General features: G+C 55.4%; 13 protein-coding genes. 10 read left to right on the top strand and 3 right to left on the bottom strand.

Features of this window, described 5'->3' with window-relative positions; genetic code table 11:
• Positions 1-49: 49 nt before the first annotated feature.
• Both cas10 and ABTW62_RS00865 read right to left on the bottom strand, forming a co-directional pair.
• Positions 50-2,704 (bottom strand): type III-A CRISPR-associated protein Cas10/Csm1, encoded by a 2,655-nt coding sequence (gene cas10, locus ABTW62_RS00870; protein WP_430902688.1) that lies wholly within the window; start codon positions 2,702-2,704, stop codon positions 50-52.
• Between the two features lie 96 nt (positions 2,705-2,800).
• The gene (locus ABTW62_RS00865) at positions 2,801-2,947 is read right to left on the bottom strand and encodes a hypothetical protein (RefSeq protein ID WP_430902687.1); all 147 of its coding nucleotides are present in this window, start codon (positions 2,945-2,947) and stop codon (positions 2,801-2,803) included.
• A 94-nt stretch (positions 2,948-3,041) separates the two neighbouring features.
• Here ABTW62_RS00865 and ndk point away from each other — a divergent pair, with 94 nt between their 5' ends.
• From ndk to der, 9 genes are all read left to right on the top strand, one after another.
• The gene (ndk, locus tag ABTW62_RS00860) at positions 3,042-3,467 is read left to right on the top strand and encodes a nucleoside-diphosphate kinase (protein WP_430902686.1); all 426 of its coding nucleotides are present in this window, start codon (positions 3,042-3,044) and stop codon (positions 3,465-3,467) included.
• Between the two features lie 182 nt (positions 3,468-3,649).
• Entirely contained in the window at positions 3,650-4,771 is a 1,122-nt protein-coding gene (gene rlmN / locus ABTW62_RS00855) for a 23S rRNA (adenine(2503)-C(2))-methyltransferase RlmN (protein WP_430902685.1), read from the top strand.
• A 41-nt stretch (positions 4,772-4,812) separates the two neighbouring features.
• Complete coding sequence (pilW, locus tag ABTW62_RS00850) at positions 4,813-5,604, top strand: type IV pilus biogenesis/stability protein PilW (protein ID WP_430902684.1); 792 nt, start codon at positions 4,813-4,815, stop codon at positions 5,602-5,604.
• A complete protein-coding gene (locus ABTW62_RS00845) occupies positions 5,597-6,664 on the top strand; it encodes a helix-turn-helix domain-containing protein (RefSeq protein ID WP_430902683.1) in 1,068 nt (355 codons plus the stop codon). The genes pilW and ABTW62_RS00845 overlap by 8 nt, the downstream gene beginning before the upstream one ends.
• Before the next feature lie 54 nt (positions 6,665-6,718).
• Entirely contained in the window at positions 6,719-7,963 is a 1,245-nt protein-coding gene (ispG, locus tag ABTW62_RS00840; protein WP_430902682.1) for a flavodoxin-dependent (E)-4-hydroxy-3-methylbut-2-enyl-diphosphate synthase, read from the top strand.
• Positions 7,956-9,218, top strand: a complete 1,263-nt coding sequence (gene hisS, locus ABTW62_RS00835) for a histidine--tRNA ligase (RefSeq protein WP_430902681.1) — start codon at positions 7,956-7,958, stop codon at positions 9,216-9,218. The genes ispG and hisS overlap by 8 nt, the downstream gene beginning before the upstream one ends.
• Positions 9,219-9,242: 24 nt before the next feature.
• On the top strand, positions 9,243-9,887 hold the full coding sequence (locus tag ABTW62_RS00830) for a YfgM family protein (protein WP_430902679.1): 645 nt from the start codon (positions 9,243-9,245) through the stop codon (positions 9,885-9,887).
• 29 nt (positions 9,888-9,916) lie between these two features.
• The gene (gene bamB / locus ABTW62_RS00825) at positions 9,917-11,116 is read left to right on the top strand and encodes an outer membrane protein assembly factor BamB (RefSeq protein ID WP_430902678.1); all 1,200 of its coding nucleotides are present in this window, start codon (positions 9,917-9,919) and stop codon (positions 11,114-11,116) included.
• A 251-nt stretch (positions 11,117-11,367) separates the two neighbouring features.
• Positions 11,368-12,771, top strand: coding sequence for a ribosome biogenesis GTPase Der (der, locus tag ABTW62_RS00820; protein WP_430902677.1), 1,404 nt, complete (start codon positions 11,368-11,370; stop codon positions 12,769-12,771).
• A gap of 200 nt (positions 12,772-12,971) precedes the next feature.
• Here der and ABTW62_RS00815 read toward each other — a convergent pair whose 3' ends face one another.
• Entirely contained in the window at positions 12,972-13,610 is a 639-nt protein-coding gene (locus ABTW62_RS00815) for a c-type cytochrome (protein WP_430902676.1), read from the bottom strand.
• Positions 13,611-13,721: 111 nt separating this feature from the next.
• Here ABTW62_RS00815 and ABTW62_RS00810 point away from each other — a divergent pair, with 111 nt between their 5' ends.
• Positions 13,722-14,324, top strand: coding sequence for a hypothetical protein (locus ABTW62_RS00810; RefSeq protein WP_430902674.1), 603 nt, complete (start codon positions 13,722-13,724; stop codon positions 14,322-14,324).
• The last annotated feature ends 163 nt before the right edge of the window (positions 14,325-14,487 follow it).

The raw sequence follows: 14,487 nt of genomic DNA, 5'->3' as shown, positions 1-14,487 counted from the left end.
TCATTTTATTGGATGAGGTGGGTTTGTCAGTTGCATGGCAAGCTTGCCGTTATTCGCGCCTGGTATAGAGCAGGATGGAGAGCGGCAGCCGGTAAGCGCCGCCATGTTCAGCCAGCGCCAGGGTGAATTCCTTGTTGATCGCTTCCTGCAGGGGCCTGCGTAGTGTGCTCGCATCTGCCTGGCCGCTGATTCTCAGCCGGTCGCCGATGAATCGGGTGGTGCGGTAAACAAGTTGCGAGCGCCATAGACTGTCTTCCGGGTTTCTGCCCAGTCTGGCCCGCTCGGCTTTGCCGGTCAGTTGCAGCAAGTCGTAGAGATAGCCGGTAGAAAGTTTGGCGCCATGCTGTTCTGCCTCAGCCAGCAGTTGTGCCAGTTTGCCGGCCCGTTCGGTCAGGAGTGTGTGCCATTCTTGCCAGCCCACAGTCTGGTCCCACAGCGTGATAGCATCCTTGAGCGGTATGCCTGCTTCGTTTTGGCGTGCCTTGGATTGCTCCAGTGCCCTTTCTGCAGACCGCGCCAAATGCCGGGCCGGCACTTTGGGTTGAGTCATGCTTATTCCCGCCGAGAAGGTGATGCCTGAGTTGGCGACGTAGCGCTTGAAGTGTTGTTGCATCTCCCCGGCCAGCGCAATGGTGGCGTGCCATGGGCCGATCAGAAAGAAATCATCTCCACCGGCAAAGACGGTATAGGTGTTGCAATAACGGCCGATGCCCTTGTCATCCTTGCCATGCTTGCAGAACCATGGCAGCCATAAGGTGAAGAACAGATGGATCTGGCGGGACAATGATGCCCATTTGGCGAAGGTGGGAGTTTCCAGGCCTTGCTCAAAAAGCGCGCCAAGATTGTCAATATCACCCTTGAGTGTGGCCAGCGCGATTTCGCCGCGCCATTGTCCGTTTTCCGCCAGCTGCCGGTCTTCGCAGGCCAGGTGATGCAGGGTTTTGATGGGATGCTCGGCATCGAAGTCTGCTTCGCTTTGCCAATGGCCATATTTGTCCGCAGTGGCTGCATCGATTTGATCGAAGATCGGTACATAGGTGTTGACGAACCGCCTTGCCAGACCATGAAAGACCTGGCCGTTTGCGTCGGGCCGGCGGAAATCCCAGCAGCGGATCAGTTTGCGTTCCCTGGCCAGTTGGCCATAGTGTCCGGATTCATCCGGGTCACGGACAAAGGCAATGTGCCACCCGAAATAATCCAGTGATAATGATTTCGATTTCAGGCTATCGGTATCGCGGCTGATCAGCACTCTGGCGCGTTGGGTGAGCGCTTTGCCGATTGCGATTTGATCTTCGGCCAGGGGGCTGATGGGGTAGCCGGGTAAATCCGATTCGGCAGGATAGCGGCCGTTGATTTTGCAAGCGCCCAGCTCGTTGTTGAATCGCTGCAGAAAATCGTCAAAGATTGCGGGGCTGTGCGCATCGCAAAGATTGAAGCGCCGGTGTTTGGCAACATCCAGTGCCTTGAACAGATTCTTGATCAGATCGTTGAAGCGCTTCTGCACGAAATGATTGCAACTGGCGGGTGTGGCCGCCAATCCGATGCCGATTTCGCCGTAGGTCTGCCGCAGGCACCAATCGTTAAATATGTGCTCGGCATGCTTGACTGCTGCGCGTGTTTGGGCGGTGTTGGGTGCGACAATCAGAAATTTGCCGGCTGCATTGATGATCTGGCTGGTGGGTGGCAGTGATAAATTGTCCAGCAGCGTGAGTGCGGCACATTCTGCCAGCAGGCTGACCTGGAATGAGCGGCCGCGTAACAGCTTGTGCGCATGTTTGTTGGTTTGGCCGCCTTCAGCGAAAATAAAATGCTGGATACCGAAAAAATCACCCTGGATGAGCAGGAATTTTTCCTCATCCCAGCCGTTTCTGAGGTCTGCGACGGTTTGCTTGTCTTGCTCGTGATGCCAGCGCCAGAGTGCAGCGGCGAGTGCGGCAGTGGTCTTGGAATGGTCGTACAGCGAGACTTCCGGTTTGACGCCAAAGGCTGTCGCCGCCGGAATCGCATGACAGACGGTCAGCCATAGCGCGTCGAAATGGTCGAGCCACAGCGGCAGATTGTCGCGGTGCGATCGGGGGATCTGCTTCAATCCTGCCAGCAGCGTATTCCATAGCTGGTGGTATTCCGCGCGGGCGGCCGCATTGTCAGTGGGTGTGCAGCCGATGCCTGGAAACAATGATTCGGGCGAGAGTGTTTTCAGCGGGTAGCGCCAGTTGAGTTCGCCTTCTGCGATCTCGCCTTTGCCGATTTGCTCGAACAGGGTCAGCAGGCGTGCGCGGTAATGATTGTCACGTTCCTTTTGATGGTTGTAGGTGCGGTCGAATTCATCGCGCTCAAAGCCGGAGGCGACGCGATCGGCGGTCGCCACGACCCATTGCAGGAAGGTGTCAGGCTTGTGATGTGCTGATGCGGCATTGACAACCGAGTCAGGCAGATTGGCATCCGTCTCGATCGATACAAATGGCGGGCATGTTCCTCTGAGGTCAGGAAAATGCCCGGTTGCTTCCAGTTCATCCCAGGCGATGCCGGTATAGGCGGCATGGACATGGCTATGGTAGCGGCCATTGTCCTGCCAGGGGCAATAGAGGTTTTTGTGCGCATCGAGTCGGCCGGCATGATCGATGTTGGCGCGTTCCGCAAGCTTGCCCAGGTCGTGCAAGTAGGCGCTCAGCGCTACGCGGCTGGTGGCATCGAGTAAAGTCATGTTCGCATCCTTGTTTGTTATTATGCTGAATGGTTTATCTGGTACTTTTCCTGATTCTATGGCGTTGTTGCCAGATGTCATGCGCAGAACAGGCTATCAAAACAAGCATTGTTTGCGGGGGGTAGAATAACCCAGGCTGGCGTGCGCGGGCTGCTTTGGCAAGCTTGCCGGAAGCGGTTGGCTGATTGGGTTGGCCGGTTTATGCATCCAATCAAAAATGATGCCGGCAATAAATGTTTGCAAACGGATGGCCTCCTAGCCATGCGGTTTGTCAAATGCCAGCAAGGTTTTTTGTTAGAATAAGCGTTTACAACAAACTAATTTTATGAGGTATTTGATGGCTGTTGAAAGAACGCTTTCCATTATCAAACCGGATGCCGTGGCCAAGAATGTCATCGGTCAGATTTATGCCCGTTTCGAGGCGGCGGGTCTCAAGATCGTCGCGGCGCGCATGACGCATTTATCGCGGCTCGATGCAGAAAATTTTTATGCGGTGCACCGGCAACGCCCTTTTTTCAATGATCTGGTTGAGTTCATGATCTCGGGGCCGGTAATGATCCAGGTGCTGGAAGGCGAGAATGCCATCGCCAAAAATCGCGAGCTGATGGGCGCGACTGATCCGCAGAAGGCGGATAAGGGTACGATCCGTGCTGATTTTGCCGAGAGCATCGATGCCAATGCTGTGCATGGTTCCGACGCACCGGAAACGGCAGCGGTCGAGATTGCCTGCTTTTTCCCCAGCCTGAATATTTATTCACGCTGAGTGTCTGCCGGCGCTGGCGTACGCGGCTTTTGCCGCTGGCATGAGCGGTTACGCCGGCTGTCTGTATCGATTGCGTATGGCTGCGGCACTTTGTGTGTCATGTATGGTCTTAACGGTTTTCCTTGGCCATCCCTATCCCGTGCGGCATGTGAAATGCCGGCAAGTTTTGAAAGTCTGGTTTAATGGTTAATTTGCTCGATTTTAATGAAACAGGACTCATCCGCTTTTGTCAGGAGGCGGGCGAGAAGCCTTATCGCGCAAAACAATTGCTGCGCTGGATGCATCAGTTCGGCCAATCGGAATTTGCGGAGATGAGTGATCTGGCCAAGGGGTTCCGGAGCAAGCTGGCAGCGCTCGCTATGATCCAGCCGCCAACAATCGTGAGCGATCATACCGCCAGCGACGGTACCCGTAAATGGCTGCTGTCGACCGGCGCGAGCAATGCGGTGGAAATGGTTTTCATCCCGGAGCCCAACCGCGGCACATTGTGTGTATCCAGCCAGGTGGGCTGTGCGCTGGCATGCAGCTTTTGCTCGACCGGGCGGCAGGGCTTCAATCGCAATTTGACTGCGGCGGAGATCATCGGCCAACTGTGGTGGGCAAACAAATTGCTCCGGGCAAATGGTGATGAGGCCGTTTCGACAGGAGAGCCTGCTTCGGCTTCCCGTGCCGTGACCAATGTTGTCATGATGGGGATGGGTGAACCACTTGCCAATTTCGACAACCTGGTGATCGCGCTCGATCTGATGCTGAGTGATTATGCCTATGGGCTGTCACGCCGGCGTGTCACGGTCAGCACCTCCGGCCTGGTGCCGGCCATCGATCGCTTGCGCGAGCGGTGCCCGGTTGCCTTGGCTATTTCGCTCCATGCACCGAACGATGCATTGCGCGATCATCTGGTGCCGATCAACAAGAAATACCCGATCCAGACATTGCTGGCCGCCTGTGAACGCTATTTGCCGGCTGCGCCCCGGGATTTTGTGACGTTCGAATATGTCATGCTGGATGGCGTCAATGACAGTGTCGAGCAGGCGCGTGAATTGGTGCGGCTGGTGAGAAACATCCCCTGCAAACTCAACCTGATCCCATTCAACGGTTTTACGGCCTCGGGTTACAGGCGATCGAAAACAGCGGCCATCAGCGTGTTCCGCGATGTGCTGATGCAGGCCGGTATTGTCACGACGGTGCGCAAAACCCGTGGGGATGACATCGATGCGGCCTGCGGCCAGCTGGCGGGCCAGGTGCAGGATAAGACCCGCCGCACGCGTGTGCGGGCTGCGATTGATACCGAGATCACGGGCTGAGGCACTGCGGGGGAGAAGGGCTGAATTAATTGCGCGCGCGGGTGAAAAAACGGTATGCTGGCCTCCTTGTCGGATGTGCGGTCTGGCTTGTCGTCGGTTGCGCGCATCCGCCGGCCCAGGATGAACGTTCGGCCGAGGCATTGAGGCAGAGCGCGCTGCAAAGCGCAACCATCCATACCGAGCTGGCTGGTCAATACTATCATCGTGGTCAGTATCGGGTCGCCATCGAGGAAGCGGAAACAGCGCTGCGGGCCAAACCGGATTATGCGCCGGCGCATAATATGCTGGGATTGATCTATATGGATCTGCAGGAGGATGAGCGGGCGGCGCGGCATTTTGAACAAGGGCTTGGCATGGCGCCGAATGATCCGGATATACATAACAATTTTGGCTGGTTCCTGTGTCAACGCCAACCCGATCAGATGGAACGGGCAGTGAATCATTTTATGGCGGCAATCCGGGATCCTTTGTATGAAAGGCCTGCGAGAACTTATGCCAATGCAGGGCTGTGTGTCCTGAAACAGAATGATTTCGAACAGGCGCAGGCTTTTTTTCAACAGGCCCTGGTTATTCGTCCTGCTGATGCCCTGGCGCAGCGCGGACTGATCGAATTGGACTTCGAGCGTGGCCGCTTGCAAACGGCCCGGTCCGGCATCATCCAGTATCTACAGACATATCCTGCTGCACCCGAGAGCCTGTGGCTGGCGATTCGTATCGCGCGGGCGGGGCAGGATGTTGACGCGGAGGCGAATTATGCTTTTCAATTACAACGACGCTTTCCTGATTCCAGGGAAGCCAAAGCATTGCGTGCAGGTAGGTTGAATCATGAATGATACTGACGGAAGAAATAAGTCTGAGACTGCGCAGCAGCCAGAGGATGTGCTGGGTGCCGCGCAACTGGAGCATACCAGGCAGCCTGAGAATCAGGCCGATGCATCCTTCGGGCAGACTGAGGCACATGCGTCTTTTTCCCAAGCTGCACCGGCTGGCCAGGCGGCAGATATCGAGACCACAAATGGCGTGGCGAATGTCGGGCGCATACTGCAGGAGGAGCGGACCCGGCGCGGTTTGAGCATTGGCGAGGTTGCCCGGCGCCTGCGGCTGACTGAACAGCAAGTCGAGGCCATTGAGGCAGAGGCGTTTGCGAAATTGCCATCCACGACTTTCCTGCGCGGGTATGTGCGTAATTACGCGAACCTGTTGCAACTTGATAATGTCAAACAATTGTTGGCAGCGTTGCCGCAGTTCACGCCTGCAAACAGTCATTCGAACGAGATTCTGGCACAGCGCTTCAAGTCGATCGAGCCGGTATTTAGCCGGCGCAATCGTAGCCGGCCCGGTTTGCTATACACTGCCGCGTTACTGGTGGCAGGTCTGCTGGCTTACGGGTTATATCAGAATGACAAGCCGGAGCAGGCACCATCATCCTTGCTGGACGGCTTTGATGCAACCGAGTTGATCAGGTCTGAAAGCGGAAATAGCCAGGCTGCGATCGATTTGAACTTGCCTATGGCGCCTTCTTCTCCGGCTGAGCATCCCGTCCGCCCACCCGTCGTGGCACAGCAGACACCAACTGTTACCGCTGCCTTGCCTGCCTTGCCACAATCTTCAACAGCGGATGCGAGTGCTGCCGGAGCGCCGGATGATGAAATGAAATCCCTGCATTTTGCTTTTTCGCGAGATTCCTGGGTCAAGGTCAAGGACAGTGACGGCAAGGTCATCCTTGAGAAAACGCATGCCCGTGGCACCGAGCGGATGATTACAGGGAAACCGCCGCTATATCTGGTGATTGGCAATGCGCATGGGGTCGCGCTTACCTATAACGGACGGACGGTCGATCTTGCGCCGTACACGCGCGGCAATGACGATGTCGCCCGCTTCTCGCTCGAATAAGTCTGAGCTATCGTCTGATTGAGCCTGGTATTTTTGAAATCTACATTACACAACATGTCATCTAACAATATTCCAAGTCCACGTAGAAAATGCGTGGGTGTCAAAGTGGGTTCGGTCACGATTGGGGGCGGTGCGCCTATTGTGGTGCAATCGATGACCAATACCGATACCGCCGATGAAATCGGCACCACCATGCAGGTGGCCCAGCTCGCGCGGGCGGGCTCTGAATTGGTTAGGATTACGGTCAATACTATGGAAGCCGCCCGGGCAGTTGCAGGCATTCGTGCCAGACTGGACGATATGGGCTGCCATGTGCCCCTGGTGGGGGACTTTCATTTCAACGGACACAAGCTGTTGACTGCTTATCCGGAATGCGCGCAGGCGCTCGCCAAGTATCGCATCAATCCCGGCAATGTAGGGCAGGGCAAGAAACGCGACGAGCAGTTCTCGACCTTGATCGAGACGGCCTGCAAATACGACAAGCCGGTCCGCATTGGTGTCAATTGGGGAAGCCTCGATCCGACCATGTTGGCGCGCATCATGGATGAGAATGCCCGTGCGACGTCACCGATGGATGCAGCCCAGGTGATGCGCAAGGCATTGATTACATCCGCCCTGGAAAGCGCGGCCAAGGCAGAAGAGCTGGGATTGGGCCGTGATCGCATCGTGTTGTCGTGCAAGGTCAGCGGTGTGCAGGATTTGATCGCGGTTTACAGTGAACTGGCGGCACAATGCGACTATGCATTGCATTTGGGTTTGACCGAGGCAGGCATGGGTTCGAAAGGCATCGTCGCGTCGACGGCTGCCCTGTCCGTGCTGTTGTTCAGAGGCATTGGCGATACCATACGCATCTCGCTGACACCCGAGCCCGGTGGCGATCGCAGCCGTGAAGTCATCGTGGGGCAGGAAATTCTGCAGACCATGGGCCTGCGGGCCTTTGTTCCGCTGGTTGCCGCCTGTCCAGGATGCGGGCGCACCACCAGCACTTATTTCCAGGAGCTGGCGGGAAGCATACAGGCCTATGTGCGTGAGCAAATGGTCGACTGGCGGGATCAATATGATGGCGTCGAGAATATGACGCTTGCGGTCATGGGGTGTGTCGTCAATGGGCCGGGCGAGAGCAAACACGCCAATATTGGCATCAGCCTGCCTGGTTCGGGCGAGAATCCTGTCGCACCGGTTTTTGTGGATGGACAGAAGACTGTCACCTTGAAGGGCGATAATATTGCTGGCGAATTCCGTGCGATTGTCGACGAATACGTGCGTACCAAATACCGGAAGAAAGTCGCCAATGTCTAATTCAATCCGGGCGGTACGCGGAATGAACGATATCCTGCCCGTTGAAACGGGGCTATGGGCTTTTTTCGAGGACACCATTCGTCAGTGGTTGAACGCCTATGGCTACCGCAATCTGCGCACGCCCATTGTCGAACAGACCGATTTGTTTGTGCGTTCGATCGGCGCGGTCACGGATATCGTCGAAAAAGAGATGTACACGTTTATCGATCATCTCAATGGGGAAAGCCTGACGCTGCGTCCGGAAGGCACCGCCTCCTGCGTGCGGGCGGTGATTGAACACAATCTGCTGTATGCAGGCCCGCAGCGGCTTTATTACAGCGGGCCGATGTTTCGTCACGAGCGTCCGCAGAAAGGCCGTTATCGTCAGTTCCATCAGGTTGGCGTGGAAGCGCTCGGCCTGGCGGGACCAGACATCGATGCGGAACATATCCTCATGTGCGCGCGCTTGTGGCGTCTGCTGGGTATTCCCGATGTCCGGCTTGAAATTAGCACGCTGGGCAGCGTCGAATCCCGCGCGATCTATCGCAGCCGCCTGATTAACTATCTCGAAAAGTTTATGGATGAACTGGATGAGGATGCCCGCCGGAGATTGCATAGCAATCCGCTGCGTATTCTCGACAGCAAAAATCCTGCCATGCGCGAGATTCTGGAAGGGGCGCCGCGCCTGCTGGATGATCTGGACGAAGATTCACTAAAGCATTTCGAATCATTGCAGCAGATTCTGCGTAATCAGGGTATCAGTTTCGAAATCAATCTGCGCCTGGTGAGGGGGTTAGATTACTATAATCGCACGGTTTTTGAATGGGTAACGGACAAGCTGGGCGCGCAGGGGACCATTTGCGCCGGTGGGCGTTATGACGGCCTGATCGCACAAATCGGCGGCAAGCCGGCGCCGGCGTGCGGGTTTGCGATGGGTGTCGAGCGCATACTGGCGCTGATGCTTGAGAACCAGGTGGAAGGTGTGCCGGTTGTTCCTGACGTTTATCTGGTGCATCAGGGTGAGATGGCAACCGAATTTGCCTGGAAAGTGGCGGAATCGTTGCGGGACCAGGGATTCAAAGTGATGCAGCATTGCGGTGGCGGCAGTTTCAAGGCACAAATGAAAAAAGCCGATGCCAGTGGTGCGCACTTTGCCGCCATCATCGGCGAAGAAGAAGCGCTGGCCGGTCAGATCAGTATCAAACCCTTGCGTGAAGCGGCGGAGCAGGTCAGGATCGATTTGACAGAAGCCGCTGCATTGCTGGGAAATGTTTAATTCAATCCTCGGAAAACAACAAAGATGTCAACCTACAATTTTGAAGAGCAAGAAAAGATTGACCGCCTGAAAGCCTGGTGGGCGGCGCATGGCGGCACTGTTCTGATGGTCGCGGCTGTTTTCGCGGCATCGGTCGCGGGCAGCCAGTTGTGGAATCACTATCAAAAACAACAGAAACAGCAGGCGGCCGATTTGTATGCGGTATTGCAGCAACAGCTCGAGAAGACTGGTGATGCGAATAAAATCAAGGATGCTGCTTTGCTGTTGATCGAGGGCTTCCCGGCAAGCGGTTATGCTCCCCGGGCAGCCTTGGTGGCCGCGCATGCCAGTGCGCAGGCTGGTGACCGGCAGGGCGCCAAAGACATGCTGCAATGGATACTCGATCATGGCGATGAGCCTGAAATACAGGATCTGGCCCGGTTGCGCCTGGCCGGTATCTGGCTGGACGAGCGGAAACCGGAGCAGGCATTGGCGCTTCTGAACGTTCGACATGGGACTTCTTTTACCGGCCTGTATGCCGATGTGCGGGGAGACGCGCTGGCCGCATCCAGAAAAATCAGTGAAGCGCGCGCGGCCTATCAACAGGCGCTCGATCACATGAGTGGACAAAGCGCTTATCAGAATGTTATTCAAATGAAAATGGATGCATTGCGAGACGATCAGCAGTGATTGGCAGAATTTCTTTACTGATACATAGTTTGACTTCACCAGTCAGCAGCTGGGCGGCACGTGCCAGGCTATTGTTGCTGCTGACCCAGTTGACCCTGTTGGGCGGGTGTGCATCCTTGAGTGACCTGGGTGGTGGCCATTTCACCGATCTTTTCAGTAGCGATGACGAAGTTGTCATCGACGAAGCTGAAATCGCCGCCCTGGAGGCGTTGCCCAAGCTTGAATCGTTGTGGCAAGCGAAACTGGGGGAAAGCAAGACCGCGGTCTTCGCGCCGGTATACGAAAACGGTGCGCTTTATGCCGCTGCGGAGAATGGCCGGCTGGTGAAACTTGATCCGGCAACTGGCCGCGAAATTTGGCGCATCGACACCGATCATAAATTGTCAGGGGGAGTGGGTATCGGTGACGGCATGATCTTGCTCGGTACTTACAAGGGTGAGGTACTCGCCTTTGATGAATCCGGCAATTCGCTGTGGCAGGCACGCGTCACCAGCGAGATTTTAAGTCCACCCCAGGCGGATAGCGGTATGGTCGTGGTGCGCACGGGCGATGGCCGGCTATTTGGGCTGAATGCGACCGACGGCAAGCGGGTGTGGATTTATCAAGGCGCGACCCCACCGTTGACAGTCCGGAGCTTTGCCGGTGTGCTGATATCGCGCGGGGCTATTTTCGCCGGTTTCCCGGGAGGAAAACTGATTGCCTTGAATCTGCTCAACGGCAATGTCGGTTGGGAAGTGACGGTTGCCGAACCCCATGGCGTGACCGAGCTGGAGCGCATGACGGATATCAGCAGTTTGCCAGTCATGGACCAGAATGAGGTCTGTGCGGTGGCCTATCATGGTAAAGTCGCCTGCTTTGAAATTACCACAGGCAATCAGATCTGGGCCAAGGATACTTCGAGCAATGCTGGCCTGATCATGGATGGCAACTATGTCTATATCAGTGAAGAACGCGGCGCCGTGATCGCCTACGATAAAAGCAGCGGCGTGCTGGCCTGGAAACGGGACAAATTGGGGAGCCGTAAACTTTCAGCCCCGATGATCGCCAGAGGGATGCGTCTGGTGATAGGGGATGATAGCGGGCATATCCTGTTGATCAATCGCCAGGATGGCTCGCTGGTTGCCCGATCACCCACGGACGACAGCGCTATCCAGGCACGTCCGGAATATTTGCCCGATGGTTTCGTGGTCCAAACACGTAAAGGCGGTTTGTACGCATTTGCGTTGTAGTCTCACGCTTGCTCCGGATCTATGTCAGGATCGTGCCGTGGTTATGATCGTTGGCCCTGAAGTGAAGTATTCACTAATTGATCTCTTGTTAAATCCCTCATCTTCCTTCCGATATTATTGGGTTCATCGAGCCGTGTTGTTGCTGCCTGTCACGAGACCCGTATGCCGGCCAGTGAGCGTTGCGCATCGGCTGGTTTGCCCGGGAAATCCAGGATGATTCCTTTCTCCTATTCTTTACACTGGCTTTTATCATGAAACCCACGCTGGTACTCGTTGGGCGTCCGAATGTCGGTAAATCGACGCTATTCAACCGTCTGACCCGCACACGTGATGCGATTGTGGCGGATATTCCGGGACTGACCCGTGATCGGCATTACGGACATGGAAAGATCGGTCTCAAACCCTATCTCGTCGTGGATACGGGTGGCTTCGAACCGGTAGTGAAGTCTGGCATATTACATGCCATGGCCAGGCAAACCCTGCAGGCGGTGGATGAAGCCGATGTGGTGTTATTTATCGTCGATGGCCGGAAAGGGTTGGCCCCGCATGACAAGATCATCGCTGAACAGTTGCGTAAAACCGGTCGAACAATCCTGCTGGTTGTCAACAAGACCGAAGGGATGCAAACGTCAATCATTACATCTGAATTTCATGAATTGGGGCTGGGTGATCCCTGTGCTGTCTCTGCCTTGCATGGCGACCATATTGCCGAGCTGATCGATCTGGCGCTGGAGGATTATCCCTATGAGGAGGATGCCGACGCCCAGCAGGCAAAACATCCCCGGATTGCGATTGTCGGGCGTCCAAACGTCGGGAAGTCGACGCTGATCAATTCCCTGCTTGGAGAAGAGCGCGTGATCGCCTTCGACCAGCCCGGCACCACCCGGGATAGTATCTATATCGATTTTGAATACGATCAGCGCAGCTATACGCTGATCGATACCGCTGGCTTGCGCCGGCGTGGCAAGGTGCTGGAGACGCTGGAAAAATTTTCTGTGGTCAAAACATTGCAGTCGATCGAGGAAGCCAATCTGGTCATACTGGTGCTCGATGCAAAAGAAGGTATTTCCGATCAGGATGCGCATATCGCCGGGTTTATTCTGGAGACCGGCCGCGCCCTAGTGGTTGCGATCAATAAATGGGATAGTCTGGATGATTATCAGCGCGATGTGATTAAACGCGAGTTCGCGCGCCGGCTCGCTTTCCTGGATTTCGCCAGCCTGCATTATATTTCCGCTCTGTATGGGCGTGGATTGAAGGCATTGATGCCATCGGTCGATGCAGCTTATGCGGCAGCGATGGCGCATATCCCCACGCCACGCCTGACGCGCGCCATGCTGGCTGCAGTGAACAAACAACCTCCCCCGCGTGGCGGCATATCGCGGCCGAAAATGCGTTATGCGCACCAGGGAGGATCGAATCCGCCGTTGATTATTGTGCATGGATCGATGCTCGAGCATGTGCCTGCGACTTACCGGCGCTATCTTGAAAACACCTTCCGCGAAGTCTTTGGGCTGAAAGGCACACCGCTGCGGGTGGAGTTCAGAACCGGACATAACCCTTATGCTGATAAGAAAGCACCGCCGCCTAGCGAGCAAGAGGCCCGGCGCGCGCATAGCCGCCGGCGCCGTAATCGTAAGAAATATGGGCGATGAAGTGCGAGCGGAACTGGCTTATGCCTGGATTGCTTTTCTGAGCGGCGCTACGAGATGGTGTGACGGACGAACAAAAAGGTAGGATTTGTACCCGGCTGCTTGCCGGACTTGCTTCGCCGATAGCAGCCTCGCCCGGTTGGGTGGGACCGCTATCGAAGCATCGAAGGTCGTATCGCAGGTGGCCGGGGGCCGGTCTGAATTTATTTGAGTGTAGCGATAAATTCAGAGACTGCTTTCATTTCTTGTACGCTCATGCGCGAAACGATGGATTGCATGGTATTGTTGGTGTCGTTTTGGCGGGTGCCCTGGCGGAACGCCTGCAACTGGGACAGGGTGTAAACTGCGTGCTGGCCAGCGAGTCTTGGGTAATGGGGCGGAATACCTTTCCCATCGGGAGAATGGCAGCTTGAGCAGGCCGGGATGGAATTTTCCAAGTTGCCGCCATTGTATAGCTGTTTGCCGAGTTTAATCAGGGATTCATCGCCTACCATGCCGGGCTGTGGTGCTTGCTGGGCATAATAGGCAGCCAGATTTTGCATGTCGTCTTGACTCAAGGGTGCCACCATGGAGGCCATGACGGGATTGTCCCGTTTGGCAGGTGCCCCTTCTTCTGATTTAAAATCCATCAATTGCTTGGCGGTATAGACGGCGTATTGCCCAGCAAGAATGGGATTGGACGGAATGATACTGTTGCCGTCAGCATTGTGGCAGCCCGCACAGACGCCCATTGCGATTTCCTTGCCTTTCTCGGCGTCGCCGTCTGTAGACGAGGAACCGGCAAGTGCAAGGCCGGAAAACATGAGTGTGATGACTACCGCAGCGTTTTCAATGAGTTTCATGATTTTATAGGGTTGAAATTTTTTATAAAAAAAACTGTAAAGAGCCCTGCATTCTAGCAAGGTTTGCGGGTCACAGTAAACGGCAATGGTGGCAGGATCGAAATCGACAGGATGAAAAAGTTTTTTGTTTTTTTATTGTTAGCCAATATCTCGGCTGCGCTTTACCTATATGTGGGCCCGGGTGACAAACCGACTGCACAGCCGTCTTTGCTGCATCCCGAGAAGATCGTCCTGTTGCCGGACAAGGTGGACTGTCTCAAATGGGGCCAGTTGTTCGATCCTGTCTTGCAACCGGCCAGAACCGCCATTGCGGAATTGCAATTCGGGCAGAGCCACTTGACCGAGGTGCCCGAAGGCAAGGCCGCAGTTTATTGGGTACATATCCCCGCACTGAAAACGGCGCAGGAGATCGCGCAGCAAATCGATGCGCTGAAGAAGCTGAGAGTGCCGCATTTGCTTATACAGGAAAATGGGGAGGGGCCATGGCATAATACGATTGCGCTGGCCACATTGCGCGATGAATCTGCTGCCGATGCCCTGGTCGACCAATTGCAAGACCAGGGACTGGTCCATGTAAAACAAAGCGCACACATGTTTCAGCAGTTTGTGTTCGTGATACGCGAGCCCAGCGCGCAGCTTGCCCGGCAGCTGCAGCCAATCGTGCAACGTTTTCCCGATACCGGCCTGGAAATTACTGAATGTGACCGCATCTAATGCAGTAATTATCTCTGAACTATTTTTATTCTTGTGGCGCATTGCTTGCACCATAGGACTGGCACGGGATTGTTCTGCGCTTCGGACAGCCTCCTAGAGGCTGTTAGAATACATGTCGGTTAGCCGGTCACCAATGCTGGTGCAGACTTTTTAGCAAGCTTGA

This window comes from Nitrosomonas sp. ANs5 (genome assembly GCF_050584665.1).
Taxonomy (GTDB): Bacteria; Pseudomonadota; Gammaproteobacteria; order Burkholderiales; family Nitrosomonadaceae; genus Nitrosomonas.
This window is presented reverse-complemented; position numbering and strand designations above follow the sequence as displayed.